The organism is Pseudomonas sp. s4 (genome assembly GCF_046764235.1).
In the GTDB taxonomy this organism is placed as follows: domain Bacteria; phylum Pseudomonadota; class Gammaproteobacteria; order Pseudomonadales; family Pseudomonadaceae; genus Aquipseudomonas; species Aquipseudomonas asiatica.
In genome coordinates this window covers 1478501-1503607 of the sequence record NZ_CP177209.1, presented here as the reverse complement: position 1 = coordinate 1503607, position 25107 = coordinate 1478501, and the positions used below count along the sequence as shown (strand labels likewise).

Annotated in this window: 25 protein-coding genes; 16 read left to right on the top strand and 9 right to left on the bottom strand. The window is 63.0% G+C overall.

Annotated elements, in window-relative coordinates; translation table 11 throughout:
- Positions 1-71: 71 nt before the first annotated feature.
- Both ACK56M_RS07075 and ACK56M_RS07070 read right to left on the bottom strand, forming a co-directional pair.
- Positions 72-1220: a patatin-like phospholipase family protein gene (locus ACK56M_RS07075; RefSeq protein ID WP_015269283.1), complete on the bottom strand. Its 1149-nt coding sequence runs from the start codon at positions 1218-1220 to the stop codon at positions 72-74.
- Between the two features lie 149 nt (positions 1221-1369).
- Complete coding sequence (locus tag ACK56M_RS07070) at positions 1370-2305, bottom strand: lipid A biosynthesis lauroyl acyltransferase (protein ID WP_015269282.1); 936 nt, start codon at positions 2303-2305, stop codon at positions 1370-1372.
- Between the two features lie 111 nt (positions 2306-2416).
- Here ACK56M_RS07070 and minC point away from each other — a divergent pair, with 111 nt between their 5' ends.
- The 7 genes from minC to ACK56M_RS07035 all read left to right on the top strand — a co-directional run bounded on the left by minC (position 2417) and on the right by ACK56M_RS07035 (position 9163).
- Entirely contained in the window at positions 2417-3175 is a 759-nt protein-coding gene (gene minC, locus ACK56M_RS07065) for a septum site-determining protein MinC (RefSeq protein ID WP_023660587.1), read from the top strand.
- 101 nt (positions 3176-3276) lie between these two features.
- The gene (gene minD / locus ACK56M_RS07060) at positions 3277-4089 is read left to right on the top strand and encodes a septum site-determining protein MinD (RefSeq protein ID WP_013971423.1); all 813 of its coding nucleotides are present in this window, start codon (positions 3277-3279) and stop codon (positions 4087-4089) included.
- 3 nt (positions 4090-4092) lie between these two features.
- On the top strand, positions 4093-4347 hold the full coding sequence (gene minE, locus ACK56M_RS07055) for a cell division topological specificity factor MinE (protein WP_003252572.1): 255 nt from the start codon (positions 4093-4095) through the stop codon (positions 4345-4347).
- Between the two features lie 156 nt (positions 4348-4503).
- A complete protein-coding gene (locus ACK56M_RS07050; protein WP_011532730.1) occupies positions 4504-5139 on the top strand; it encodes an RluA family pseudouridine synthase in 636 nt (211 codons plus the stop codon).
- Positions 5140-5308: 169 nt separating this feature from the next.
- Positions 5309-6598, top strand: coding sequence for a M18 family aminopeptidase (locus ACK56M_RS07045; protein ID WP_015269280.1), 1290 nt, complete (start codon positions 5309-5311; stop codon positions 6596-6598).
- 196 nt (positions 6599-6794) lie between these two features.
- Complete coding sequence (locus ACK56M_RS07040; protein WP_003260099.1) at positions 6795-6962, top strand: hypothetical protein; 168 nt, start codon at positions 6795-6797, stop codon at positions 6960-6962.
- A gap of 44 nt (positions 6963-7006) precedes the next feature.
- Complete coding sequence (locus ACK56M_RS07035) at positions 7007-9163, top strand: mechanosensitive ion channel family protein (protein ID WP_015269279.1); 2157 nt, start codon at positions 7007-7009, stop codon at positions 9161-9163.
- 112 nt (positions 9164-9275) lie between these two features.
- On the opposite strand, the gene phnR is transcribed toward ACK56M_RS07035, so the two are convergent.
- Positions 9276-9989: a phosphonate utilization transcriptional regulator PhnR gene (phnR, locus tag ACK56M_RS07030; protein WP_054573875.1), complete on the bottom strand. Its 714-nt coding sequence runs from the start codon at positions 9987-9989 to the stop codon at positions 9276-9278.
- Positions 9990-10304: 315 nt separating this feature from the next.
- Between phnR and ACK56M_RS07025 the strand changes: the two genes are divergently transcribed.
- The 6 genes from ACK56M_RS07025 (at position 10305) to ACK56M_RS07000 (ending at position 15613) form a co-directional block, all read left to right on the top strand.
- Positions 10305-11369, top strand: a complete 1065-nt coding sequence (locus ACK56M_RS07025) for an ABC transporter substrate-binding protein (protein ID WP_024086428.1) — start codon at positions 10305-10307, stop codon at positions 11367-11369.
- Between the two features lie 146 nt (positions 11370-11515).
- On the top strand, positions 11516-12322 hold the full coding sequence (locus ACK56M_RS07020) for an alkaline phosphatase family protein (RefSeq protein ID WP_013971416.1): 807 nt from the start codon (positions 11516-11518) through the stop codon (positions 12320-12322).
- Entirely contained in the window at positions 12319-13170 is an 852-nt protein-coding gene (locus ACK56M_RS07015) for an ABC transporter permease (protein WP_039614575.1), read from the top strand. Before ACK56M_RS07020 ends, ACK56M_RS07015 begins: the two co-directional genes overlap by 4 nt.
- Positions 13160-13954 (top strand): ABC transporter permease, encoded by a 795-nt coding sequence (locus tag ACK56M_RS07010; RefSeq protein WP_013971414.1) that lies wholly within the window; start codon positions 13160-13162, stop codon positions 13952-13954. The genes ACK56M_RS07015 and ACK56M_RS07010 overlap by 11 nt, the downstream gene beginning before the upstream one ends.
- A gap of 1 nt (position 13955) precedes the next feature.
- Complete coding sequence (locus tag ACK56M_RS07005) at positions 13956-14945, top strand: ABC transporter ATP-binding protein (protein ID WP_015269275.1); 990 nt, start codon at positions 13956-13958, stop codon at positions 14943-14945.
- Between the two features lie 14 nt (positions 14946-14959).
- Entirely contained in the window at positions 14960-15613 is a 654-nt protein-coding gene (locus tag ACK56M_RS07000) for an HAD family hydrolase (RefSeq protein WP_015269274.1), read from the top strand.
- A 117-nt stretch (positions 15614-15730) separates the two neighbouring features.
- Here ACK56M_RS07000 and ACK56M_RS06995 read toward each other — a convergent pair whose 3' ends face one another.
- Positions 15731-16693, bottom strand: coding sequence for an NAD(P)H-quinone oxidoreductase (locus ACK56M_RS06995; RefSeq protein WP_100413204.1), 963 nt, complete (start codon positions 16691-16693; stop codon positions 15731-15733).
- A 144-nt stretch (positions 16694-16837) separates the two neighbouring features.
- Here ACK56M_RS06995 and ACK56M_RS06990 point away from each other — a divergent pair, with 144 nt between their 5' ends.
- Together ACK56M_RS06990 and ACK56M_RS06985 are read left to right on the top strand one after the other, a co-directional pair.
- Complete coding sequence (locus tag ACK56M_RS06990; RefSeq protein WP_167506582.1) at positions 16838-18919, top strand: carboxy terminal-processing peptidase; 2082 nt, start codon at positions 16838-16840, stop codon at positions 18917-18919.
- 116 nt (positions 18920-19035) lie between these two features.
- Entirely contained in the window at positions 19036-20004 is a 969-nt protein-coding gene (locus tag ACK56M_RS06985) for an EAL domain-containing protein (protein ID WP_061303092.1), read from the top strand.
- A gap of 150 nt (positions 20005-20154) precedes the next feature.
- Here ACK56M_RS06985 and ACK56M_RS06980 read toward each other — a convergent pair whose 3' ends face one another.
- From ACK56M_RS06980 to ACK56M_RS06965, 4 genes are all read right to left on the bottom strand, one after another.
- Positions 20155-20523: a hypothetical protein gene (locus ACK56M_RS06980; protein WP_013971408.1), complete on the bottom strand. Its 369-nt coding sequence runs from the start codon at positions 20521-20523 to the stop codon at positions 20155-20157.
- On the bottom strand, positions 20520-20858 hold the full coding sequence (locus ACK56M_RS06975) for a helix-turn-helix domain-containing protein (protein ID WP_015269271.1): 339 nt from the start codon (positions 20856-20858) through the stop codon (positions 20520-20522). The genes ACK56M_RS06980 and ACK56M_RS06975 overlap by 4 nt, the downstream gene beginning before the upstream one ends.
- Before the next feature lie 111 nt (positions 20859-20969).
- Positions 20970-21410 carry a YkvA family protein gene (locus ACK56M_RS06970; protein WP_015269270.1) on the bottom strand — a complete coding sequence of 147 codons (441 nt, stop codon included), beginning with the start codon at positions 21408-21410 and terminating at the stop codon, positions 20970-20972.
- Positions 21411-21702: 292 nt separating this feature from the next.
- Positions 21703-22467 (bottom strand): FKBP-type peptidyl-prolyl cis-trans isomerase, encoded by a 765-nt coding sequence (locus ACK56M_RS06965; protein WP_003257347.1) that lies wholly within the window; start codon positions 22465-22467, stop codon positions 21703-21705.
- A gap of 311 nt (positions 22468-22778) precedes the next feature.
- Here ACK56M_RS06965 and ACK56M_RS06960 point away from each other — a divergent pair, with 311 nt between their 5' ends.
- Positions 22779-24098 (top strand): hypothetical protein, encoded by a 1320-nt coding sequence (locus tag ACK56M_RS06960; RefSeq protein ID WP_137108969.1) that lies wholly within the window; start codon positions 22779-22781, stop codon positions 24096-24098.
- Here the strand turns inward: ACK56M_RS06960 and pcaQ are convergent.
- The gene (pcaQ, locus tag ACK56M_RS06955; RefSeq protein ID WP_015269268.1) at positions 24089-25021 is read right to left on the bottom strand and encodes a pca operon transcription factor PcaQ; all 933 of its coding nucleotides are present in this window, start codon (positions 25019-25021) and stop codon (positions 24089-24091) included. The genes ACK56M_RS06960 and pcaQ overlap by 10 nt on opposite strands.
- Positions 25022-25107: the final 86 nt, after the last annotated feature.

The following is a 25107-nucleotide window of genomic DNA, read 5'->3' as shown; positions in this document are numbered from 1 at the left end:
CTGCTCCTACAAGGCGACGCGCTACTCGGTAGGAGCAGCCTTGTGCTGCGAAGAGGCCGACACAAGCAATATCAAATCCCCAGGAACTGACAAAGCTCCCGTTTCTTGGCCAAGGCATCCTTTCGCCCCAGCTCTATCAGCTCGCTGCAGTAACTGGCCTCGAACAGCAAATAGCTCAACACCCCCGCCCCGCTGGTACGCGTCGCCCCCGGCCCACGCAGGAACATGCGCAAAGCCGCCGGCAACTCGCGCCGATGTCGCGCGGCAATCTCGTCCAGCGGCTGGCTGGGCGCCACCACCAGCACGTCGATCGGCGCCAGGCCCAGGCGCCGGGCGTCCAGGTGCGCCGGCAACAGGTGGCTCAGGTGGTTGAGGCGCTGCAGCAGCTCGATGTCGTCTTCCAGGCTGTCAATGAACGTACTGTTGAGCATGTGCCCGCCGATCTGCGCCAGGCTCGGCTGCTGCCCGCTGAACACCCGCTGGGTCGGCAGCGGTGGCGCCGGCCGCTGCGGGTTGCCGCTGACCCCGACCACCAGTACCCGGCTGGCGCCCAGGTGCAGGGCCGGGCTGATCGGTGCCGACTGGCGCACCGCACCATCGCCGAAATATTCATCACCCAGCCGCACCGGGGCGAACAGCAACGGAATGGCCGCGCTGGCCAGCAGATGATCGATGGTCAATGGCGTGGGCATGCCGATACGGCGATGGCGCAACCAGGCTTCGATGGTGCCGCGGCCCTGGTAGAAGGTCACCGCCTGGCCGGACTCGTAGCCAAACGCGGTCACCGCGACGGCGCGCAGTTGCTCGGCGGCCAGGGAGTGGGCGATACCGTCCAGGTTCAGGTGCGCCTGCAGCAAGCCGCGCAATGGGCTGCTGTCCAGGAGCGCCACTGGCGCCGGGCCACCCACGCCCAGCAGGTTGTGGGCGACGAAGCGGCTGGCCTGGCGGACCACACCGGGCCAGTCGCTGCGGATGACCAGGTGGCTGCGGAAGTTCTGCCAGAAGGCGGTGAGCCGTTGTACGGCGTCGCTGAAATGGGTGGCGCCGCTGGCCAGGGTGACGGCGTTGATGGCCCCGGCGGAGGTGCCCACGATGACCGGGAACGGATTGTGCGCGCCGGCGGGCAGCAACTCGGCAATGCCGGCCAGCACGCCCACCTGGTAGGCGGCGCGGGCGCCGCCGCCAGAAAGGATAAGACCGGTTACCGGGGGTGGGGGCATAGGAGTCCTTCCTGGGGTTGATGTGCTGTCAGTGCCGGCCCTTTCGCGGGTGAACCCGCTCCCACAGGTTCTTCACCGGCCTTGAAGGCTGTGCAATACCTGTGGGAGCAGGTTCACCCGCGAAAGGGCCGGCACAGGCAAAACAAAATTCAGCGCTTTTTCTTGTCATACAGCCGCGGCTCCCCTTCGGGTCGCGACTTGAAACGGCGATGCGCCCACAGGTACTGCTCGGGGCATTCGCGCAACACGCTTTCCACCCACTGGTTGATTCGCAGGCAGTCAGCCTCTTCGCTCTCCCCGGGGAAATCCGCCAGCGGCGGGTGGATCACCAGGCGATAGCCGCTGCCATCCTCCAGGCGCTTCTGGGTGAACGGTATCACTTGCGCCTTGCCCAACCGGGCAAACTTGGTGGTAGCGGTCACCGTCGCCGCCGGGATGCCGAACAGCGGCACGAACAGGCTCTGCTTGGCGCCGTAGTCCTGGTCGGGTGCGTACCAGATCGCCCGGCCCGAACGCAGCAGCTTGAGCATGCCGCGTACGTCCTCGCGCTCCACCGCCAGCGAGTCGAGGTTATGCCGCTCGCGGCCGCTGCGCTGGATGAAGTCGAACAGCGGGTTGCCGTGCTCGCGGTACATGCCATCGATGGTGTGATGCTGGCCCAGCAGTGCGGCGCCGATCTCCAGGGTGGTGAAGTGCACCGCCATCAGAATGGCCCCCTGCCCCGCCTGCTGGGCGGCCTGCAGGTGCTCCAGCCCCTCGACATGGGCCAGGCGCGCCAGCCGGGCCTTGGGCCACCACCAGCTCATGGCCATTTCGAAGAAGGCGATACCGGTGGAGGCGAAGTTGGCCTTGAGCAGGCGCTGCCGTTCGTCGACCGACAGCTCCGGGAAGCACAGCTCCAGGTTGCGCGCGGCAATGCGCCGCCGCTCACCGGCAAAGCGGTACATCACCGCTCCCAGCACGGCACCGACTTTCAACAGGACCCGGTACGGCAACTGGACCAGCAGCCACAGCAGGCCCAGGCCCAGCCACAGGCCCCAGAAACGTGGGTGAAGGAAATAGGGACGAAAACGCGGGCGTTCCATTGAAGCTTCCGGAAAGACAAAGGCCGCGCATTCTACAACGGATCAGCGCATGTTGCGGGCAACCGGTCTTATCGTTATAAGTCAGGGCACTTTTTTCGCAACAAGCCGTCTATGCAGACCATGAGCCCAAACCACACACCCGACACCGCCTCCGTGTTCCAGCTCAAGGGCAGCATGCTCGCCATTACAGTGCTGGAGCTGGCGCGCAATGACCTTGAAGCCCTCGACCGCCAACTGGCGGCCAAAGTCGCCCAGGCACCGAACTTCTTCAGCAACACGCCACTGGTGCTGGCGCTGGACAAGCTGCCGGCCGACGAGGGGGCAATCGACCTGCCCGGCTTGATGCGGATCTGCCGCCACCACGGCCTGCGTACCCTGGCCATCCGTGCCAACCGCATCGAGGACATCGCCGCCGCCATTGCCATCGACCTGCCGGTGCTACCGCCATCCGGCGCGCGCGAGCGGCCGCTGGAGCCCGAACCCGAGGTGAAGAAGCCAGAGCCAGCCCCTGTCCCGCCACCAATCCTCGAACCCGAGGTGCGCCCGACCCGCATCATCACTGCGCCAGTACGTGGCGGCCAGCAGATCTACGCCCAGGGCGGTGACCTGGTGGTGACCGCTTCGGTCAGCCCGGGGGCGGAACTTCTGGCCGATGGCAACATCCATGTGTACGGCGCCATGCGCGGCCGCGCCCTGGCCGGCATCAAAGGCAATACCAAGGCACGTATCTTCTGTCAGCAGATGACCGCCGAAATGGTCTCCATCGCCGGCCAGTACAAGGTCTGCGAGGACCTGCGCCGCGACCCGCTGTGGGGTACCGGCGTGCAAGTCAGCCTGTCTGGCGACGTGTTGAACATCACCCGTCTTTAACGGATACTTGCCAGCATTTTTAGTGCAACTTTTCTTACCGTTGCCATTTATTTGTATTTTTGCAGGGACGTGTGTCCCGATTATTTTAGGGGTGAAACACCTTGGCCAAGATTATCGTGGTTACTTCCGGCAAGGGGGGTGTGGGCAAGACCACTACCAGCGCCGCCATTGGTACCGGCCTCGCACTGCGTGGCCACAAGACCGTCATCGTCGACTTCGACGTGGGCCTGCGTAACCTCGACCTGATCATGGGCTGCGAACGCCGCGTGGTGTACGACTTCGTCAACGTGGTCAACGGCGAAGCCAACCTGCAACAGGCCCTGATCAAGGACAAGCGCCTCGAGAACCTGTACGTGCTGGCCGCCAGCCAGACCCGTGACAAGGACGCGCTGACCCAGGAAGGCGTGGAAAAGGTCCTGATGGAGCTGAAGAAAGACTTCGACTTCGTCATCTGCGACTCGCCGGCCGGTATCGAGAAAGGCGCCCACCTGGCCATGTACTTTGCCGACGAAGCCGTCGTGGTCACCAACCCCGAGGTATCCTCGGTACGAGACTCCGACCGCATGCTGGGCATCCTGTCGAGCAAGTCGCGCCGCTCCGAGAACGGCGAAGAGCCGATCAAGGAACACCTGCTGATCACCCGCTACCACCCGGAGCGCGTGGAAAAGGGCGAAATGCTGAGCATCGCCGACGTCGAAGAGATCCTGGCGATCAAGCTCAAGGGTGTGATCCCCGAGAGCCAGGCAGTGCTCAAGGCTTCCAACCAGGGTATCCCGGTCATCCTCGACGACCAGAGCGATGCCGGCCAGGCCTATAGCGATACCGTCGACCGTCTGCTGGGCAAAGAAAAGCCCCTGCGGTTCATCGAAGTGCCGAAGCAAGGATTCTTCGCGCGCCTGTTTGGAGGCAAGTAAACCATGAACCTTTTTGACTTCTTTCGTGGCAGACAGAAACAGACCAGCGCGTCGGTAGCGAAAGAGCGTCTACAGATCATCGTGGCGCACGAGCGCGGCCAACGCAGCGAACCGGACTACCTGCCAGCGCTGCAGAAAGAACTGCTGGAAGTGATCCGCAAATATGTGAACATCGGCAACGATGATGTGCATATCGAGCTGGAAAACCAGGGTAGCTGCTCGATTCTGGAGCTGAACATCACCTTGCCGGATCGCTGATTTCGCGACCAGGCCTGGATCATTGGGGCTGCTTTGCAGCCCATCGCCGGCAAGCCAGCTCCCACAGGGTTCGCGCTGTACCTGTGGGAGCTGGCTTGCCGGCGATGGGCCGCAAAGCGGCCCCAGTGTTTTCCCCGATATAACCGAGACCAAGCAATGCCGCTGTCCAACATCCAGATCCTGCACGAAGACGCCGCCATCCTGGTGATCAACAAACCGACCCTGCTGCTGTCGGTACCCGGCCGCGCCGAGGACAACAAGGACTGCCTGATCACTCGCCTGCAGGAAAACGGCTACCCCGACGCGCTGATCGTGCACCGCCTGGACTGGGAAACTTCCGGCATCATCCTGCTGGCCCGGGATGCCGACAGCCATCGTGAGCTGTCGCGCCAGTTCCACGACCGCGAAACCGAAAAGGCCTACACCGCGCTGTGCTGGGGCCAGCCGGCGCTGGACAGCGGCAGCATCGACCTGCCGCTGCGCTACGACCCGCCGACCAAGCCACGGCATGTGGTGGACCACGAGCAGGGCAAGCATGCGCTGACCTTCTGGCGCATCGTCGAGCGCTGCGGTGATTACTGCCGGGTAGAGCTGACACCGATTACCGGGCGTTCGCACCAGTTGCGCGTGCACATGCTGTCGATCGGGCACCCGCTGCTGGGCGACCGGCTGTATGCCAACCCCGAAGCACTGGCTGCCCATGAGCGGTTGTGCCTGCATGCCTCGATGCTGAGCTTTACCCACCCGGTGTCCGGGGAGCGGTTGAAGTTCGAGTGCCCTGCGCCTTTCTGATTTGTGAGTGGCTGTACCGGCCTCTTCGCGGCTGAAGCCGCTCCCACAGGGACCGCACAGCTGTCAAGTTTTTTGCGATCCCTGTGGGAGCGGGCGAGCCCGCGAAGAGGCAGACACAATTTGTCGACCTAATACGCTAAACTCGCGCCACTGCTGTCTGGAGTGAGCTATGCGCGACGCACTGAATTCTGGCCTTATCGACTTCCTCAAGGCCTCCCCCACGCCCTTCCATGCCACCGCCAGCCTGGCCCAGCGCCTGGAAGCTGCCGGCTACCAGCGCCTGGACGAGCGCGACAGCTGGGCCACGGTACCTGGCGGCCGCTACTACGTCACCCGTAACGACTCGTCGATCATCGCCATCAAGCTGGGCAAGCAGGCACCGTTGCTGAACGGTATCCGCATGGTCGGCGCCCACACCGACAGCCCGTGCCTGCGGGTCAAGCCGCAGCCCGAGCTGCAGCGCCAGGGCTTCCTGCAGCTGGGCGTCGAAGTGTATGGCGGCGCCCTGCTGGCGCCATGGTTCGACCGCGACCTGTCGCTGGCCGGCCGGGTCACATATCGCCGTGACGGCAAGGTCGAAAGCCAGCTGATCGACTTCAAGCTGCCGATCGCAGTCATCCCCAACCTGGCAATCCATCTCAACCGCACCGCCAACGAAGGCTGGACCATCAACGCGCAGAACGAGCTGCCGCCGATCCTGGCCCAGGTGGCGGGTGACGAGCGCATCGACTTCCGCGCCCTGCTCACCGAGCAACTGGCCCGCGAGCACGAGCTGATCGCCGACGTGGTGCTGGATTACGAGCTGAGCTTCTACGACACCCAAAACGCCGCGCTGGTCGGCCTGAACGGCGACTTCATCGCCGGCGCGCGCCTGGACAACCTGTTGTCGTGCTATGCCGGCCTGCAGGCACTGCTGGCCGCCGACAGCGACGAGACCTGCGTACTGGTGTGCAACGACCATGAAGAAGTCGGCAGCTGCTCGGCCTGTGGCGCCGACGGGCCGATGCTGGAGCAGACCCTGCAACGCCTGCTGCCGGATGGCGACGCCTACGTGCGCACCATCCAGCGCTCGCTGATGGTGTCGGCCGACAACGCCCACGGCGTGCACCCCAACTACGCCGACAAGCACGACGGCAACCACGGGCCCAAGCTCAACGCCGGGCCGGTAATCAAGGTGAACAACAACCAGCGCTACGCTACCAACAGCGAAACCGCCGGGTTCTTCCGTCACCTGTGCATGGCCGAGGAAGTGCCGGTGCAGAGCTTCGTGGTACGCAGCGACATGGGCTGTGGTTCGACCATCGGGCCGATTGCCGCCAGCCACCTGGGCGTGCGTACGGTGGATATCGGCTTGCCGACCTTTGCCATGCATTCGATTCGCGAACTGTGCGGCAGCCATGACCTGGCGCACCTGGTGAAGGTGCTGAGCGCGTTCTACCGTTGCCGCGAGTTGCCTTGATGCTTTGATGTAGCCAGGCCCGGCCTCTTCGCGGGCTCGCCCGCTCCCACAGGATCATCACAGCATTCAAGGACTGTGCAGTACCTGTGGGAGCGGGCATGCCCGCGAAGAGGCCGGGCCTGCTCAAGGTCAATCCCGCTTCGTCTACCACCCGCTATGCTTGTTACATGGCCCCACTGCAAAAGGATTGCTGTCCATGTCCCCGTTCCTGTCCCTGTTCGTGCCGGTGTTTCTGTTCCTGTTGCTGCTGACCATCGGTTTCAGCCTGCGCGAGCGCAATATCGGCGTTGTGATGATGTGGGTCGGCACACTGGGTATCTTCGGCCTCACCTGCTGGAAAATCCTGGAGCAACTGCCGTCGTGAACCTCTACACTCGGTCAATCGTTTGACCTGAGGTAGTTTTGCCAGTGCCTGCTCTCCTGCGTTGCCTGTTCCTGCTGCTGTTCCTGTTTGTCACCCCGTTACAGGCTGCGGGCCTGCCAGGCCTGCTGGGTGGCAGCGCGCCCGCGCAGCCAGAAGCCAGCGAACCGCTGGGCAAGTCGCTGGACGAGGTGATCAAGAACCTGGAAAACGACCAGCAGCGGGCCAAACTCCTGGCCGACCTGAAAAAGCTGCGCGACGCCACCAGGCAATCGCAACCCACCGTCGAACAGGGCGTGCTCGGCCTGATCGGCGGCGCCCTGCATGACTTCGAAAAGCAGTTCAGCGGCGATGCCAGCCCGTTCCATCGCTGGGCCGCGGAAATCGAACAGGCCCAGGCCGAACTGACCGAGTTGATGGTGCCGGTGCACCAGTGGCCGGCCATTCTGTTTGGCTTTGCCGCCGTCATCGCCGTCTGGAGCGTGCTGGCCTACGCCTTCAACTGGGTCGGGCATCGGGTACGCCTGCGTTTTGGCCTGAGCGAGGAACTGCCGCAGCACCCGCGCACCTGGGACCTGGTGCGCTTTGCCCTGCGCAAGCTGGGCCCGTGGCTGGTGGCGCTGGTGTTCACCGTTTACCTGAGCTTCGTGCTGCCGCCGTCGCTGGGCAAGTCACTGGCCATGGTGCTGGCCTACGCACTGGTGGTCGGCACCTGTTTCTCGGCCATCTGCGTGATTGCCTTCTCGCTGCTCGACGGCCCCCACCGCCACCGCGCCCTGTACATCCTGCGCCACCAGGCCTTCCGCCCGCTGTGGCTGATCGGCAGTTTCGCCGCGTTTGGCGAAGCGATGAGCGACCCGCGCCTGATGGTCGCCCTCGGTACCCACCTGGCCCACGCCCTGGCCACCCTGGCCAACGTGATCGCGGCGCTGTGCACCGGGCTGTTCATCCTGCGCTTCCGTCGCCCGATCGCCCACCTGATCCGCAACCAGCCGCTGTCACGGCGCCTGACCCGGCGCACCCTCAGTGACACCATCGAGATCCTCGGCAGCTTCTGGTTCGTGCCGGCACTGATCCTGGTGGCGATTTCGCTGTTCGCTACCTTTATCTCGGCCGGCGACACCAGCACCGCCCTGCGCCAGTCGCTGATGTGCACGGTGCTGGTGGTGGTGTGCATGGTGCTCAACGGCCTGGTGCGCCGCCACGCCGCCAACCCCAAGCGCGCCAGCAAGCGCCAGGCGGTGTACGCCGAACGCCTGCGCAACTTCGGCTACCTGCTGGTGCACCTGTTCATCTGGCTGGTGTTCATCGAACTGGGGCTGCGTGTGTGGGGCCTGTCGATGATCAGCTTCGCCGAAGGCGACGGTCACGACATAAGCGTGCGCCTGCTGGGCCTGGCCGGCACGCTGATCGTCGCCTGGCTGGTGTGGATCCTTGCCGACACCGCCGTGCACCACGCCCTGGTGCGTTCGCGCAGGGGCCTGGCCAACGCCCGTGCGCAAACCATGATGCCGTTGATCCGCAATGTGATGTTCGTGGTCATCTTCATCATCGCGGTGATTGTCGCCCTGGCCAACATGGGCATGAACGTCACCCCGCTGCTGGCTGGTGCCGGTGTGATCGGCCTGGCCATCGGCTTTGGTGCCCAGTCGCTGGTGGCCGACCTGATCACCGGGTTGTTCATCATCATCGAGGACTCGCTGGCCATCGACGACTACGTGGATGTGGGCGGCCACCTGGGCACGGTGGAGGGGCTGACCATCCGTACCGTGCGCCTGCGTGACATCGACGGCATCGTGCATACCATCCCGTTCAGCGAGATCAAGAGCATCAAGAACTACTCGCGCGAGTTCGGCTACGCGATCTTCCGCGTGGCGATCCCGCACAGCATGAACATCGACCAGGCCATCACGCTGATTCGCGAAGTGGGGCAGAAGCTGCGCAACGACCCGCTGATGCGCCGCAACATCTGGTCGCCGCTGGAGCTGCAGGGGGTGGAGAGCTTCGAGTCGGGGTCGGCGATCTTGCGGGCGCGGTTCAAGACTGCGCCTATCAAGCAGTGGGAGGTTTCGCGGGCGTTCAACCTGGCGTTGAAGCGGCAGTTGGATGAGGCGGGGCTGGACCTGGCGACGCCGCGATTGTCGGTGCAGGTGGTCACGGCGGCTGGTGGCACGATGGCAGATGGCAACGCCGTATCGAACTAGGGCCGCTTCGCGCCCCATCGCGACACAAGGCCGCTCCTACAGGAGTACGCGTTTCCCTGTAGGAGCGGCCTTGTGTCGCGATGGGCTGCAAAGCAGCCCCAAAAAACCATGGTCAACCCGCCTGGGCGCGGATGCGGATGGCATCATGCCGCCAATACTCCAGGTCGCAGTCGATCAGGTGCCCATGCTGGTCACTGTTGACCCGGGTGATATGCAACCCGGGGCTTCCCGCCGACACCTTCAAGGCACTGGCCGCCTCCACCGGCAACGCCGTCGGCAAGATCTCGAAGCACACCTGCCCATACTGGATACCGTACACCCGCCCATAAATCTCGGTCAGCGACTGGGCCAGGTCCTGTTCGAGAATCTCCGGGAAGTACCGGGGGTTGAGGTAGTGCTCGGCATACAGCACCGCCCGCCCATCGATCCGCCGCAACCGGCAGATACGTACCACGCTGGACAACGCCGGCAGTTGCAAGCGCGCACAGATGGCCGCCGACGCCGGCTGCAGCCGAGCCGACAAGAGTTCGGTACTGGGCACCCGCCCCTGGTCGCGGACCATGGCATGGAAGTGGCTGCGCTCGATCAGGTCGTAGGTCAGCCGCTCGGGCGCGACGAACCAGCCGCGACGCTCTTCGCGGTAGATCAGCCCCTGGGCTTCCAGCTGCACCAGCGCCTCACGCAGGGTAATGCGCGTGGTATCGAACACCTCGCTGAGCTTGCGCTCGGCCGGCAGCTTGCCGCCCGGCGCCAGCAGGCCGTGCTCTATCTGTTCCTGCAGGGCGTGACAGATGGCTGTTACCGCACGCGGTGGCATCGGCTGCATCAAAGGTTACCTATCTGGACTAGTCCAGCCCCAGAACAGGGCACTTGGAGAATAGTGCAAGCCTAGGCAGGGCTGATGAACATCCTGTGACAAGGCTTTGGCCAAACACTGCCAGAAACGCGCCAAGCCAGCAGAACCGGGGCGGTTCCGTGGTCTACGCTGTAGCTTCAGGGCCTTCACCGGCCCTTCCCTACATCAAACTGTCACGCAAGCAGCCTACCTTGGCTCAAGGTTTGCTGACCTAGACCAACGGTCACCAGACAACGGCTTCACTCATAACAACCATCGCTAAAGGCACCCACCAAGGAGCTTCGGATGAAAAAGTTGTTCATGGCGTCACTGCTCGGTTCGGCCATCGCCCTGTGTACCACGGCCATGGCCGCCGATACCGACCTCAAGGCCCTGGAAGACGCCGCCCGCAAGGAAGGCAACGTCAACAGCGTGGGCATGCCCGATGCCTGGGCCAACTGGAAAGGCACCTGGGAAGACCTGGCCAGCAAGTACGGCCTGAAGCACAGCGACACCGACATGAGCTCGGCCCAGGAAATCGCCAAGTTCGAAGCCGAGAAGGACAACGCCAGCGCCGACATCGGCGACGTGGGTGCCGCCTTCGGCCCGATCGCCGTGAGCAAGGGCGTGAGCCAACCGTACAAGCCGAGCACCTGGGACCAGGTGCCGACCTGGGCCAAGGACAAGGACGGCCACTGGGCGCTGGCCTATACCGGCACCATCGCCTTCATCATCAACAAGGACCTGGTCAAGGAAGGCGAGCGGCCAACGACCTGGCACGACCTGGAAAAAGGCAAGTACAAGGTTGCCATCGGTGACGTCGGCACCGCCGCCCAGGCCGCCAACGGCGTGCTGGCAGCGGCTATCGCCTACAAGGGTGACGAGACCAACCTGGCACCGGGCCTGCAACTGTTCACCAAGCTGGCCCAGCAGAAGCGCCTGTCGCTGGCAAACCCGACCATCCAGACCCTGGAGAAGGGCGAGGTGGAAGTGGGCGTGGTGTGGGACTTCAACGGCCTGAGCTACCGTGAACAGATCGACCCCAAGCGTTTCGAAGTGCTGATCCCGTCGGATGGCTCGGTGATCTCCGGCTATACCACCATCATCAACAAGTACGCCAAGCACCCGAATGCGGCCAAGCTGACACGTGAATACATCTTCAGCGATGCCGGGCAGATCAACCTGGCCAAAGGGCATGCGCGGCCGATCCGTGCCGAGCACCTGAAGCTGCCGGACGATGTGCAGGCCAAGTTGCTGCCCAACGAACAGTACAAGGCTGCGCAGCCGATCAAGAATGCCGAAGCCTGGGAGGCGAGCTCGAAGAAACTGCCGCAGATGTGGCAGGAGCAGGTGATCATCGAGATGGAATAAGGGGCTATCTTCTGTAGCGCCTGGACTGGCCTCATCGCCGGCAAGCCAGCTCCCACAGGTACCCCACTGGGTTTGAATCCTGTGGTAGACCTGTGGGAGCGGGCGAGCCCGCGAAGAAGCCAACGCGGTTTATGACTGGAGCCACCATGCAACACAACGTCATCCTGGTCCTGCTCGACGGCCTCAACTACCAGGTCGCGCATCACGCCATGGGCCACCTGCACGCCTACGTCGAGGCCGACCGTGCCGCGCTGTACCGCGTGGAATGCGAACTGCCGTCGCTGTCGCGGCCGCTGTACGAGTGCATCCTCACCGGTGTACCGCCGATCGACAGCGGCATCGTGCACAACAACGTCAACCGTCTGTCCAACCAGCGCAGCGTGTTCCACTACGCCCGCGAGGCCAACCTGGGCACTGCGGCTGCGGCCTATCACTGGATGAGCGAGCTGTACAACCGCTCGCCATTCGACCCGCAGCGCGACCGCCATACCCACGCACCGAAGCTGCCGATCCAGCACGGGCTGTTCTACTGGGACGACCGTTACCCCGATTCGCACCTGCTGGCCGATGGCGAATACCTGCGCCGCCGCCACGCCCCCAATTTCCTGCTGGTGCACCCGATGAGCATCGACGATGTCGGCCACCACCACGGTCTGGACAGCAGCCAGTACCGCAACGCCGCACGCAGCGCCGACATCCTGCTGGCAGACTACCTGCCAGGCTGGCTCGAAGAGGGCTACCAGGTACTGGTTACCGCCGACCACGGCATGAACAACGACCGCTCGCACAATGGCCTGCTGACCGAGGAGCGCGAAGTGCCGCTGTTCGTCTTCGGCGATGCCTTCAGCCTCGATCCTGCGGCCAAACCGCTGCAGACCGAGTTGTGCGGGACCATCTGCGAGCTGCTCGGCGCGCCGCATGACAAGACCGTCTGCCGGGAGCTGCTGAAGTGACCACACCCAAGAGCAGCAACACCCGTGGCCGCTACCTGGCCCTGCTCTGCCTGCTACCGTTCGCCGTGTTCTTCGTCATCTTTCAGATCGCCCCGCTGGCCTGGGTGGCGATCAACAGCCTGCAATCGGAAGCGGGTTGGGGCGTGGACAACTTCAGCAAGGTATTCGCCTCGAAGTTCTACCTGCAGGCCCTGCAACGCAGCCTGGAAATCAGCTTCTGGTCAAGCCTGTTCGGCATCGTCATCGCCACCCTGGGCGCCTACTCGCTGCGCCAGGTGGACTCGAAGCTGCGCGACTTCGTCAGCGCCTTCGCCAACATGACCAGCAACTTCGCCGGGGTGCCGCTGGCCTTCGCCTTCATCATCCTGCTCGGTTTCAACGGCGCGCTGACCCTGCTGCTGAAGCAGGTCGGCCTGCTGGAGGACTTCAGCATCTATTCCAAGAGCGGGCTGATCCTGGTGTACACCTACTTCCAGATCCCGCTTGGCGTGTTGCTGCTGTACCCCGCGTTCGACGCACTGCGCGAAGACTGGCGCGAGTCGGCCGCACTGCTGGGTGCCAGCCACTGGCAATTCTGGCGGCACATCGGCCTGCCGGTGCTGACCCCGGCACTGCTGGGCACTTTCGTCATCCTGTTGGCCAACGCCCTCGGTGCCTACGCCACCGTGTACGCGCTGACAACCGGCAACTTCAACGTACTGCCGATCCGCATCGCCGGCCTGGTGGCAGGTGACATCAGCCTCGATCCCAACCTGGCCAGCGCCCTGGCGATGGTACTGGTGGGGCTGATGACGCTGGTCACGGTGGTGCACCAATGGCTGCTGAAAAGGAGCTACCATGCGCGCTGACGCCCGTTCCGGCGGCTGGTACCACCGCGCCGTGGTCTACCTGCTGTTCCTCATCCTGCTGCTGCCGCTGGCCGGCACCCTGCTCTACTCGCTGGCCACCAGCTGGTCGGCCAGCCTGCTGCCCAGCGGCCTGACCTTCAAGTGGTACATCGCGCTGTGGAGTGAGCCGCGCTTCCTGGCCGCCTTCGGCCAGTCGCTGCTGGTGTGCGTGGGCGCGCTGCTGCTGTCGGTGGTACTGATCCTGCCGCTGCTGTTCGTGGTGCACTACCACTTCCCGAGGCTCGATGCGCTGATGAACATCCTCATCCTGCTGCCGTTCGCGGTGCCGCCGGTGGTGTCGTCGGTGGGGCTGTTGCAGCTGTATGGCAGCGGGCCCATGGCCATGGTCGGTACACCGTGGATTCTGATCGGCTGCTATTTCACCATCGCCTTGCCGTTCATGTACCGGGCCATTACCAACAACCTGCAGGCGATCAACCTGCGCGACCTGATGGACGCCGCCCAGCTGCTGGGCGCCAGCACCTGGCAGGCGGCGCTGCTGGTGGTGCTGCCGAACCTGCGCAAGGGCCTGATGGTGGCACTGCTACTGTCGTTCTCGTTCCTGTTCGGCGAGTTCGTGTTCGCCAACCTGCTGGTCGGCACCCGCTACGAGACCCTGCAGGTGTACCTGAACAACATGCGCAACAGCAGCGGCCACTTCAACAGCGCGCTGGTGATCTCGTACTTCGCCTTCGTGCTGGTACTGACCTGGGTCGCCAACCGCCTGAACAAGGACAAGACCTGACATGAGCTTCGTCAGCGTACAGAAACTGCAAAAAAGCTACGCCGGCAGCCCGGTGTTCGAGAACATCGACTGCCATATCGAACGCGGTGAGTTCGTCACCCTGCTTGGCCCGTCCGGTTGCGGCAAGTCCACGCTGCTGCGCTGCATCGCCGGGCTGACCCCGGTGGACAGCGGGCAGATCCTGCTCGACGGCCATGACATCGTACCGCTGAGCCCGCAAAAGCGTGGCATCGGCATGGTGTTTCAAAGCTATGCGCTATTCCCCAACATGACCGTGGAGCAGAACGTCGCCTTCGGCCTGCGCATGCAGAAGGTCAAGGCCGACGAAAGCCAGGCCCGGGTGCGCGAGGCGCTGGAACTGGTGGAACTGGGCAACTTCGCCGGGCGCTACCCGCACCAGTTGTCCGGCGGCCAGTGCCAGCGCGTTGCCCTGGCCCGCTCGCTGGTCACCCGCCCGCGCCTGCTGCTGCTCGACGAACCGTTGTCAGCGCTGGATGCGCGCATCCGCAAGCACCTGCGCGAGCAGATCCGCGCCATCCAGCGCGAGCTGGGGCTGACCACCATCTTCGTCACCCACGACCAGGAAGAGGCGCTGACCATGTCCGACCGCATCTTCCTGATGAACCAGGGGCGCATCGTCCAGAGCGGCGATGCCGAAACCCTGTACACCGCGCCGGTGGACCTGTTTGCCGCCGGCTTCATCGGCAACTACAACCTGCTCGACGCCGACAGCGCCAGCCGCCTGCTGCAGCGCCCGGTGACCAGCCGCCTGGCGATTCGCCCCGAGTCGATCACCCTGGGCAACAACGGTGAACTGGACGCCGAAGTGCGCAGCCACAGCCTGCTGGGCAACGTGATCCGCTACCGGGTGCGGGTGCGCGAGGTGGAACTGGTGGTCGACGTACTCAACCGCTCACCGTCCGACCTGCACGCGGACGGGCAACGGGTAAGCTTGTCGATCGACCCCACGGCGCTACGGGAAGTGGCCTAAGGAGAATCAACACCATGGCACTGGCAATTTTCGATCTGGACGAAACCCTGATCCACGGCGACTGCGCCTCACTGTGGAGCGAGCAGATGGCCCGGCTGGGCTGGGTCGACGGCAAAGCCTTCCTGCGCCGCGACCATGAGTTGATGGAAGCCTATGGCAAGGGCCACCTGCGGATGGAGGACTACATGGCCTTCAGCCTGGAGCCGATTGCCGGGCGCACCCTGGAAGAGGTCGAGCACCTTGTAGCACCGTGGGTCGAAGAGGTGATCGAGCCAATCATCTACGGCGACGCCTGCCGCTGCATTGCCGAGCACCGCAAGCGCGGGGATCGCATCCTGATCATTTCGGCGTCGGGTACGCACCTGGTCGGGCCGATTGCGGCGCGGCTGGGGGTGGACGAATACCTGGCGATCGAACTGGAGGCGGTGAACGGGGTTTATACCGGCAAGACCCACGGGGTGCTGACCTATCGCGAAGGGAAGATCACGCGGTTGCTGGAATGGCTGGACCAGGAGCAGGAGAACCTGGAAGGGGCGACTTTCTATTCCGACTCGCGCAACGATTTGCCGCTGTTGCTGAAGGTGGATCATCCGCATGTGGTGAACCCGGATGCGGTGTTGCGGGAGCATGCCGAGATCAATGGCTGGCCGATTCTGAGCTGGACTTGAGGGCCATGGGGGCGCTTTGCGCCCCTTTCGCGACACAAGGCCGCTCCTACAGGAAATCGCTTTCCCTTGTAGGAGCGGCCTTGTGTCGCGATGGGCTGCAAAGCAGCCCCGGCAATCTCAAGCCAGGCCTGGGTCGATCACCATCACCAGCTTGCCCGACACCTGGTTGGTCTCAAGCTCGGCATACGCCGCCTGGGCAAACTCCACCGGGTAGGTGTCCACCAACTGCGGCGACAGGCGCCCTTCGGCAAACAGCGGCCACACCTGCTGCTGCAACTCGCGCAGCAGTTCGGCCTTGAAGCCGTCATCGCGGTTACGCAGCGTGGAACCGGTAATCTCCAGGCGCTTGCCCAGTACCTGTGCCAGGTCCAGCTCGAACTTGCGCCCGCCCATCAGGCCGATGATCACCCAGCGCCCGTCACGCGCCAGCAACTTGAGGTTGAGCTCGCCGTAGCTGGCGCCCACCGGGTCGAGAATCACGTCGAACGGGCCGAAACCTTCCAGTGCTTCCAGGTTTTCGTTACGTACCACACCACCGGCGGCGCCCAGCGCCTCGCAGTAGGCCAGGCGGTCCTGGGAACCGACGCTGACCCATACCGGGCTGCCGAACGCCTTGCACAGCTGGATGGCGGCCGAGCCAACGCCACTGGCGCCAGCGTGCACCAGCACCTTCTCGCCAGCTTTCACGCCACCCAGCTGGAAGATGTTCAGCCAAGCAGTGGCATATACCTCCGGCAACGCCGCCGCTTCGTGCAGGCTCAGGCCTTCGGGCACCGGTAGCACGTGGCGGGCATCCACCACCACTTCCTCGGCCATGGCGCCGCTGGCCAGCAGCGCACACACCCGGTCACCCACCCGCCAGCCGGCACCGGCCCCCACTTCCTCGATCACCCCGGCGCACTCCAGGCCCATGTACGGGCTGGCGCCTGGCGGTGGTGGGTACAAACCTTTCATCTGCAGCAGATCGGCGCGGTTCAGCCCCGCAGCAGCCACGCGAATGCGCACTTGACCCGCGTCGCAGGCCGGGCGCTCGGCCTCAACCCAAGCCACATGTCCGTCAACGCCTTGCAATGCCTTCACAGTGCCTCCATAGTTGAATCATATGACCGAGCCTGGGAACGCCAAGTCCCCAGGCTTTTTGCAGTATGCATCCGGTTTTTTGCAACCGGTGAACAGAAAAGACGGCCTACTATGCGTGATCAATTGTCTCCACGTCGAATCAGCATGAAGCATTTCCTCCCAAGCACCGCCCTGGCGCTGATGATCGGCCTGGGCAGCCTCACGCTCGGCGGCAATGCGGCGGCCGCCAACAAATGGGACAGCCTGCAGCCGGACCGCGACGAGATCGTCGCCAGCCTCAACGTGGTGGAATTGCTCAAGCGCCACCACTACAGCAAGCCGCCGCTGGACGACGCCCGTTCGGTCATCATCTATGACAGCTACATCAAGCTGCTGGACCCGGCGCGCAGCTACTTCACCGCTGCCGACATCGCCGAATTCGACAAATGGAAAACGCAATTCGACGATTTCCTCAAGAGCGGTAACCTGGACCCGGGCTTCACCATCTACAAACGCTATCTGGACCGCGTCAAGCAACGTCTGGACTTTGCCCTGGCCGAGCTGAACAAGGGCGTGGACAAGATCGACTTCAACGTCAAGGAAACCTTGCTGATCGACCGCAAGGACGCCCCGTGGATGAAGGACCAGGCCGAGCTCGACGATTTGTGGCGCAAACGCGTCAAGGACGAAGTGCTACGCCAGAAGATCGCCGGCAAGGAACCCAAGCAGATCCAGGAAACCCTGACCAAGCGCTACAAGAACCAACTGTCGCGCCTGGACCAGACCCGTGCCGAGGACATCTTCCAGGCCTACATCAATACCTTCGCCCAGTCCTACGACCCGCACACCAACTACCTGTCGCCGGACAATGCGGAAAACTTCGATATCAACATGAGCCTGTCGCTGGAAGGCATCGGCGCAGTGCTGCAAAGCGACAACGACCAGGTCAAGATCGTGCGTCTGGTGCCGGCAGGCCCGGCGGCCAAGACCAAGCAGGTGGCACCGGCCGACAAGATCATCGGTGTGGCCCAGGGCAACAAGGAGATGGTCGACGTGGTCGGCTGGCGCCTGGACGAAGTGGTCAAGCTGATCCGCGGCCCGAAAGGCTCGGTGGTGCGCCTGGAGATCATTCCTGCCAGCAACGCGCCTAGCGACCAGACCAGCAAGATCGTGTCGATCACCCGCGAGGCGGTGAAGCTCGAGGAGCAGGCAGCGAAGAAGTCGGTGCTCAAGCTCAAGCAGGACGGGCGTGACTACAAGCTGGGCATCATCGAGATCCCGGCCTTCTACCTCGACTTCAAGGCCTATCGCGCCGGTGACCCGGAGTACAAGAGCACCACGCGTGACGTGAAGAAGCTGCTGACCGAGTTGCAGAAAGAAAAAGTCGACGGCGTGGTCATCGACCTGCGCAACAACGGCGGCGGCTCGCTGCAGGAAGCCACCGAGCTGACCAGCCTGTTCATCGAGAAAGGCCCAACCGTGCTGGTGCGCAACAGCGACGGCCGTGTCGACGTGCTGGAAGACGAAAACCCCGGTGCCTTCTACAAGGGCCCATTGGCACTGCTGGTCAACCGCCTGTCGGCCTCGGCTTCGGAGATCTTCGCCGGTGCCATGCAGGACTACCACCGTGCGCTGATCATCGGCGGCCAGACCTTCGGCAAAGGCACCGTGCAGACCATCCAGCCACTCAACCATGGCGAGCTGAAGCTTACCCTGGCCAAGTTCTACCGGGTTTCCGGGCAGAGCACCCAGCATCAGGGCGTGCTGCCGGACATCGACTACCCGTCGATCATCGATACCAAGGAGATCGGCGAGAGCGCCCTGCCCGAGGCCATGCCGTGGGACACCATTCGCCCGGTGGTCAAGCCGGCGGCCGACCCGTTCAAGCCGTTCCTGGCCCAACTCAAGGCACAGCATGAAGCGCGCAGCGACAAGGATGCAGAGTTCACCTACATCCGCGACCGCCTGGCCCTGACCCAGAAGCTGATGAACGAAAAGACCGTCAGCCTCAACGAGCAGGACCGTCGTGCACGCCACGATGCAATCGAGGCCAAGCAGCTGGCACTGGAGAACATCCGCCGCAAGGCCAAGGGTGAAGAGCCGCTGAAGGAGCTGAAGAAAGAGGACGAGGACGCGCTGCCGACCGAGGATGAAAACACCAAACCGGAAGACGATGCCTACCTGTCGGAAACCGGCCGCATCCTTATCGACTACCTGAGTGCAAGCACCAAGGTGGCCAAGAAGTAAGACTGTGGCAATGATGGCAAATTAGCTCTACTTGTCATCAAACAGTCATCGCGCTGTCGTGAAATAGAGGGGCCGGGCGTGGAATCGCCCGGCCCTTTCATTTTCAGGAATACGCCATGACCGTCGCCGAACAGCTCAGTGCCTTGAGTGCCATCCTGGCTCAACGCAGCATCCACAGTCTGTTCCAGCCGATCATGTGCCTGAGCGAGCAACGGGTTTTCGGACATGAGGCGTTAAGTCGCGGGCCGTCCAACAGCCCGCTGCACGCACCGCTGAACCTGTTTACCATCGCCCGCCAGGCCGGCCGCCTAACCGAACTGGAGGCTGCCTGCCGGGAAAGCGCCTGCCGGCGTTTCAGCGAACAGCAGTTGCAGGGCAAACTGTTTCTCAACATCTCGCCAGAATCGCTGCTCGAGCCGCACTACCCGTCCGGGCAGACCCTGAAACTGCTCGGACAGGTCGGCCTGCCGCCTAGCCGGGTGGTAATCGAGCTGACCGAACACACCCCGACTGACGACTTCCAGCTGCTGTCCAACGCCCTGCACCACTACCGGGACATGGGCTTCTCGATTGCCATCGACGATCTGGGAGCGGGTTATTCAAGCCTGCGCCTGTGGTCGGAGCTGCGCCCCGAATATGTGAAAATCGATCGCCACTTCATCGATGGCATCCACCGCGACCCGCTCAAGCGTGAATTTGTCGGTTCGATATTGCAGATTGCCCGAGCGTCGAAGGCGCAGGTAATTGCCGAAGGCATCGAGATGGCGGAGGAGCTGGCGGTGCTGGTAGAAATGGGGGTGGACCTGGTGCAGGGCTATCTGCTGGGGCGGCCGCAGGAGCTGGGGGTGCGCGAAAGCCGGCCACTACCGGCGCTGATGAACGTTCCGCAGGCCGGACAGCCGACGGTGCGGCTCAATGCGACGATTGGGCAGTTGCTGGAGTTGTTTGGCCGACACCGGCACCTGGAGGTATTGGAGGTGGTGGATGCCGATGGCAGGGCTTGCGGATTGATTCACAGGGATGCACTGCCTGTTCCGGCCCTATCGCCGGCAAGCCGGCTCCCACAGGCTCACCACACATCTTGAACCTTGTGCAGTACCTTGTAGGAGCAGCCTTGTGCTGCGAAGAGCGCATTACACATACCGGCGCTTTCGCAGCACAAGGCTGCTCCTACAGGTCGGCGCTATCCCTGTCGGAGCGGGTTTACCCGCGAAGAGGCCGGGACAGGTAACGCTTCAGGCCGTTTCGGGGTAGCTGTACTCGAACACCCTGACCACCTCGGAGGCATGCCATGAGGCCGCTTCCATGCCGTCGACCGGCCCGGAAAATCGGCCCAACCGTTCAACGCACTCAAAAAACCCGGTACGCGGCAAACGGCTGGCACCCTGACTGATCACCAGCGAGCTGCGCAATGGCTGCTCGGCGCGGGCATCCAGCACCGCCAGATACTCCAGCGCGGCCGTCAGCGTCTGCATGGCCGGGCTGGGCAACTGCAAGCGCTCGATCAGCGCTCGATAGGTCAGCAAGTGACGTTGACGACGGGCCAGGTCAAGCTCGCCCAGCAGGTTATCCCAGTGCTGACGGCTGATCCTGACCTGGCTCATGACGGTTCGCTCCAGCCAGCCACCCCCAGATGCCAGGCCAGAGCACGGCGGATAGCAGCATCCGGCTGGCGTTCACCTGATTCGATCATGGCCAGGTATGCCGGGCTTACCCCGACATTGCGCGCCAACTGCTCAGGGGCAATGCCCTTTGCCTGGCGAATCTGTGCCACTTCGCTGAAGGCCGGCAATGGCGCACTGGCTACATCGCCCTGCGCTTCACTGGCAACTACCTCGGCTGGTGCCTGCCCAGCGGCCTTGAGCAGTGCCTGGTACTGTTCCCAGGGAACGACGGCGTACTCGGGTTGACCGTCCCGGCTGATGACCTGAATACCCATTACAAACCCCTTTAAAAAGGATTACAGCATGTAATCCGTAGGCATAACCCTTATGCCAATTATATTACCAACTCTGGGGTCTGTGCAGTTGCGCTGCGGTTGCGGCCAGTTTCACTGCGTGTTGCGTTCCAACCGCAGCGCTTCGGGGGTGGCCGGCAGCCGCTCGACCACGCGCAGCCGTTCGGGCGCCTGGCTGTCGCGCCAGGCCTTGAAGCGCGCCAGTTCGTCAGCCACGGTCTTCAGTACCCAGCCCAGCACCGCGATGTCATCAAGGAAACCCACGCCCAGCAGCCAGTCGGGGATGGCGTCGATGGGGCTGACGAAATACAGCAGCCCGGCGACGATGGTGACCAGCGCCTTGGGGCTGATGGCACGGTACTCGCCGCGCCACCAGGCCAGGCACAGCGACTGCAGCAGCTTCACGTCTTCACGCAGCTGGCCGATGCGCGGACCTTTGCGAGCTACCGCGAACAGCAAGGCGGGCAACCGGCCGCGGCTGAGCAGGCGCTCGGCCAACGGCAGGAAACGGGCAAAATTCCAGGGTGCGCTCATGGAGCCTCCAGAGGAAAAGGTTATCCACATTTATTGTGGATAACCTTGTGAACAGGGCGATGTTTCTGACCCCAGGTGCCTGCCAGGCAAGGGCCTCGGTCAGATCGGGCGTTTTTTACACAGTCGTTTCACACCGTGGGTGCGTACGCCGCAAACGATTTGCGTCAGAAGCATACTGCTTCTTCACGCTGCATTTCCTCGGACAGTATCAGCAGTTGCAGGTTCGTCCAACTACCCGGCACAAACGAAAACGCCCCGTCAGGACGGGGCGTTTTGCGTGAGCCAGCCAGTGTTACTTGGCAGGCGCTTCGGCCGGGGCTTCAGCAGGAGCTTCCGCTTCCGGCTCGGCGCCCTGCAACTGGGCCGGATCCTTGATGGCGATCAGTTCCAGGTCGAACACCAGAACCGAGTTGGCCGGAATCAGCGGGCTTGGGCTTTGTGCGCCGTAAGCCAGTTCAGCCGGGATGAACAGCTTGTACTTCTCGCCGACGTGCATCAGCTGCAGGCCTTCGACCCAACCCGGGATCACGCCGCTGACCGGCAGGTCGATCGGGCTGCCGCGCTCGACGGAGCTGTCGAACACCTTGCCATCGATCAGCTTGCCTTCGTAGTGGACGGTGACCACATCAGTCGCCTTGGGCTGCGGGCCATCGGCCTTCTTGACCACTTCGTACTGCAGGCCCGAGGCAGTGGTGACCACGCCTGGCTTCTTGGCGTTTTCCTCGAGGAATTTCTTGCCGGCGGAGGCGGCTTCTTCGCTGGCCTTGGCCAGGCGCTCTTCGGCACGCTTCTGCAGCGCAGTGAAGGCTTCTACCAGCTCTTCGTCCTTGATGCGCTGTTCCTTCTTGCCAACGGCGTCTTCGATGCCGAGGGCTACTGCTTTCGAATCAAGGTCTTCCATGCCTTCCTGAGCCAGGCTCTTGCCCATGTTCAGGCCGATACCGTAGGAGGCTTTCTGTGCCGGAGTCTTCAGCTCGGGGCTGCTGGTCTGTTGATCACAGCCAGCCAGTACCAGGCCTACCAGGGCAACCGCAGCCGCCAAACGATGCTGTTTCATGCTATTTCCTTGTTCATGCGCCAAAAGGGCAATCAGGGTAAAGCCGCGAGCTTAGCAGGCGGCCATGACCAATGGCTACCGGCATAGGAGCGGGTTTTGGTAAGGAAGTTCAGTAGTTAAACGCTTATTCATCAAAGGATGTGCAGCCACTGGCCAGTATTGACCTGAAAGCAGGTTTTTTCCTCCGTTACGTGCACGAGCCGCTTGAAGTACCTGTCATTTCTGCCAGTGGTGCCTCTCCACTGCACGGAGCCTAATCGAACCCCGGGCGAGATATGCCCATACGTCAAAACCAGTGAGGTTCGATGGACATGAACAGTGAACTCAAAACCAGAATGCCAATGCCAATGCCAATGCCACCTTCAGCAGCACGTATCACCGATGCATTGCAGCCGGCGCCTGTGGATGTGAGTTACGGAGAAGGCGGCTACAGCCACGTAGAGAGCCATGACCCCCTGCACGGTTCGGTTTGCGCCGACATTTGCGCGAGCCATATCAATTCGCGGCTTTACTATGCTGCCACATATAGATACCGGGCGGCTGACGACTACAATGGCAGCTTTATCCGGCAGCTGGACGAAAAAGGAATAGCCGAGTCCCCCTTCGCCAGCTTCAACGACTACCTCTCCAACCAGACTTTCACGCCAACGCAATTGGTCGAGGATCCAGACAACAAAAAGCTTCTTTGCCTTGGCAGGCTGTCCACCGGTAATAGCTTCACCATGCGCCTGTGGCGATTCGATGCTGATGGTAGCCTGGATCAGGGTTTTGCGAGCAAGGGCTACATTGACAGCGAAGAGTTGATGCTCGGTGCTGGCGCTATCTTGCAGTTGACCTCGCATGCGCACGGATACAAGTTGATTGCCACGAAGGACGGCAGGCCTTTCCTCATCGCGCTCGATGATAAGGGGGAGTTGAAACGTGGTTTTGGTAGCGACGGCTTTGTCGATCTCGACGCAGCGTTGAAGTATCCGCTTTCCACGGGAGCCGGATTCGCACTGGCCGCATTTGGCCAAAACGTCCTTGTAACCATAGTCGCGGTCGATTCTGAACACGACTTTTCCCTGCTGGCCAGCTTCAACGATGTCGGGGTACTCGACACCGGGTTCGCAGATCAAGGCGTCTTCAAAGCCCAGGACGGGACGTATCACTACGGTCTGTCCATCCATGAGCCGGCGATGGTAATCACCCTGCCCGGTGGCCATAGCGATGATTACGTAACAATGTACCCCGAGCTTCTGCGCCTGAGTGCCGATGGCAAGCCGCTGGCAGAATTCAACGGCGGCAAACCTGTACGGTTCGACACGCCGGGTGGCTGGCATTACATGCACGAGGTCAACGGTCGTCTCATGGGATACGGTAGTTTCTACAGCCACAACCGAGCGGTGTGCTACGCCCTTGAAGGTAACCTGGACACCCGATTCGTCTTTCCGGATGGCTTTGGAGAGCTGGGTGTAACCCCCTACATGGATGGTTTCCGCCCGACTATCGAGGCCTCTGTTGCCTTCGTGCCCGATAGCCAACGGTTGTTGGTCGCCGGACGAATATTCCGAGACAACCAGAAAGGTGCCAACGCTGTGATAGCAGCTATTTCCTACCAAGCCGGTCTTGGTGAACGCCCTCAGGGATAACTCCCCTGCCGATACTGCTCCGCCATCTCACGCAACACCTCGCATACCCACTGACCGGGCAGGCTCTGCGGCAAGGCAGCATTGCGACAGATGCCGACCGAGCCGCCCGGCTCGCGCACACCCAGGTCGAGCTCGACCAGCTCGCCCCGGCGCAGGTCGAGCAGCACCGCATCGCGCGGCGCCACCCACACTGCATCGCTGCCCAACAGGTAGCGCCGGCTCAGCGCCAGCGACAGGGTTTCCAGGCGCTGGGCGGGCATCTGGATGCCACATTGCACGAACAGGCTGTCGGCATGCTGGCGGATGGTGGTGCCGGCTGGCGGCAGCACCAGCGGGTAATGTCCAACCTCCCCGCGCTCTAATGGCTTGCTGGCCAGCAGCGGGTGGCCTGGCCGCACCACCAGGCTCATCGACTCGCTGTACAGGTGCTCGAACGACAGGCCCTGAATCTGCGGGCTGTCGGTCATGCGCCCGACCACCAGTTCCAGTTCGCCGAGGCGCAACTGGCCGAGCAGCTGCGCGCTGACCCCGGTGACCACACTGATCACCAGCGCCTCATGCCGCTGGTGCAGGCGGCACAGCACTTCGGGCATGAGCAGGCCTTCGACCGTGGACAGCACACCGATGCGCACCTGCGACGGCGCCCGCGCCTCGCCACGCAGGCTGCTGACGCCATCGCGCAGGGCCTGCACGCTGGGCCCGGCGTAGCGCATGAAACGCGTGCCGGCCGGGGTCAGCTCGACGCCCTGGCGGCTGCGCGCGAACAGGCGCGTTTCCAGCAGGTCTTCGAGTTCCTTAAGGGTCTTGGAGATGGCTGGCTGGCTGATTGCCAGGATGTCGGCAGCCCTGGCCAGGCTGCCCTGCCGGGCAATCTCCAGGAAGCACAGCAGGTGGCGGTACTTGATGCGGGTGTCGAGGTTCATGGGCTCAAGCTTACCGCATTGCTGGGTCTGGTTATGTATATTGCCTGTTCCGGCCTCTTCGCGGGCGTGCCCGCGAAGAGGCCGGT

Excerpts from the sequence above, each read along its gene's own strand:
- ACK56M_RS07075 (WP_015269283.1), bottom strand. The coding sequence starts at position 1,220 with ATGCCCCCACCCCCGGTAACCGGTCTTATCCTTTCTGGCGGCGGCGCC.
- ACK56M_RS07070 (WP_015269282.1), bottom strand. The coding sequence starts at position 2,305 with ATGGAACGCCCGCGTTTTCGTCCCTATTTCCTTCACCCACGTTTCTGG.
- minC (WP_023660587.1), top strand. The coding sequence starts at position 2,417 with ATGCAGACCATGAGCCCAAACCACACACCCGACACCGCCTCCGTGTTC.
- minE (WP_003252572.1), top strand. The coding sequence starts at position 4,093 with ATGAACCTTTTTGACTTCTTTCGTGGCAGACAGAAACAGACCAGCGCG.
- ACK56M_RS07050 (WP_011532730.1), top strand. The coding sequence starts at position 4,504 with ATGCCGCTGTCCAACATCCAGATCCTGCACGAAGACGCCGCCATCCTG.
- ACK56M_RS07045 (WP_015269280.1), top strand. The coding sequence starts at position 5,309 with ATGCGCGACGCACTGAATTCTGGCCTTATCGACTTCCTCAAGGCCTCC.
- ACK56M_RS07040 (WP_003260099.1), top strand. The coding sequence starts at position 6,795 with ATGTCCCCGTTCCTGTCCCTGTTCGTGCCGGTGTTTCTGTTCCTGTTG.
- phnR (WP_054573875.1), bottom strand. The coding sequence starts at position 9,989 with ATGCAGCCGATGCCACCGCGTGCGGTAACAGCCATCTGTCACGCCCTG.
- ACK56M_RS07025 (WP_024086428.1), top strand. The coding sequence starts at position 10,305 with ATGAAAAAGTTGTTCATGGCGTCACTGCTCGGTTCGGCCATCGCCCTG.
- ACK56M_RS07020 (WP_013971416.1), top strand. The coding sequence starts at position 11,516 with ATGCAACACAACGTCATCCTGGTCCTGCTCGACGGCCTCAACTACCAG.
- ACK56M_RS07010 (WP_013971414.1), top strand. The coding sequence starts at position 13,160 with ATGCGCGCTGACGCCCGTTCCGGCGGCTGGTACCACCGCGCCGTGGTC.
- ACK56M_RS07005 (WP_015269275.1), top strand. The coding sequence starts at position 13,956 with ATGAGCTTCGTCAGCGTACAGAAACTGCAAAAAAGCTACGCCGGCAGC.
- ACK56M_RS07000 (WP_015269274.1), top strand. The coding sequence starts at position 14,960 with ATGGCACTGGCAATTTTCGATCTGGACGAAACCCTGATCCACGGCGAC.
- ACK56M_RS06990 (WP_167506582.1), top strand. The coding sequence starts at position 16,838 with ATGAAGCATTTCCTCCCAAGCACCGCCCTGGCGCTGATGATCGGCCTG.
- ACK56M_RS06985 (WP_061303092.1), top strand. The coding sequence starts at position 19,036 with ATGACCGTCGCCGAACAGCTCAGTGCCTTGAGTGCCATCCTGGCTCAA.
- ACK56M_RS06980 (WP_013971408.1), bottom strand. The coding sequence starts at position 20,523 with ATGAGCCAGGTCAGGATCAGCCGTCAGCACTGGGATAACCTGCTGGGC.
- ACK56M_RS06975 (WP_015269271.1), bottom strand. The coding sequence starts at position 20,858 with ATGGGTATTCAGGTCATCAGCCGGGACGGTCAACCCGAGTACGCCGTC.
- ACK56M_RS06970 (WP_015269270.1), bottom strand. The coding sequence starts at position 21,410 with ATGAGCGCACCCTGGAATTTTGCCCGTTTCCTGCCGTTGGCCGAGCGC.
- ACK56M_RS06965 (WP_003257347.1), bottom strand. The coding sequence starts at position 22,467 with ATGAAACAGCATCGTTTGGCGGCTGCGGTTGCCCTGGTAGGCCTGGTA.
- ACK56M_RS06960 (WP_137108969.1), top strand. The coding sequence starts at position 22,779 with ATGAACAGTGAACTCAAAACCAGAATGCCAATGCCAATGCCAATGCCA.
- pcaQ (WP_015269268.1), bottom strand. The coding sequence starts at position 25,021 with ATGAACCTCGACACCCGCATCAAGTACCGCCACCTGCTGTGCTTCCTG.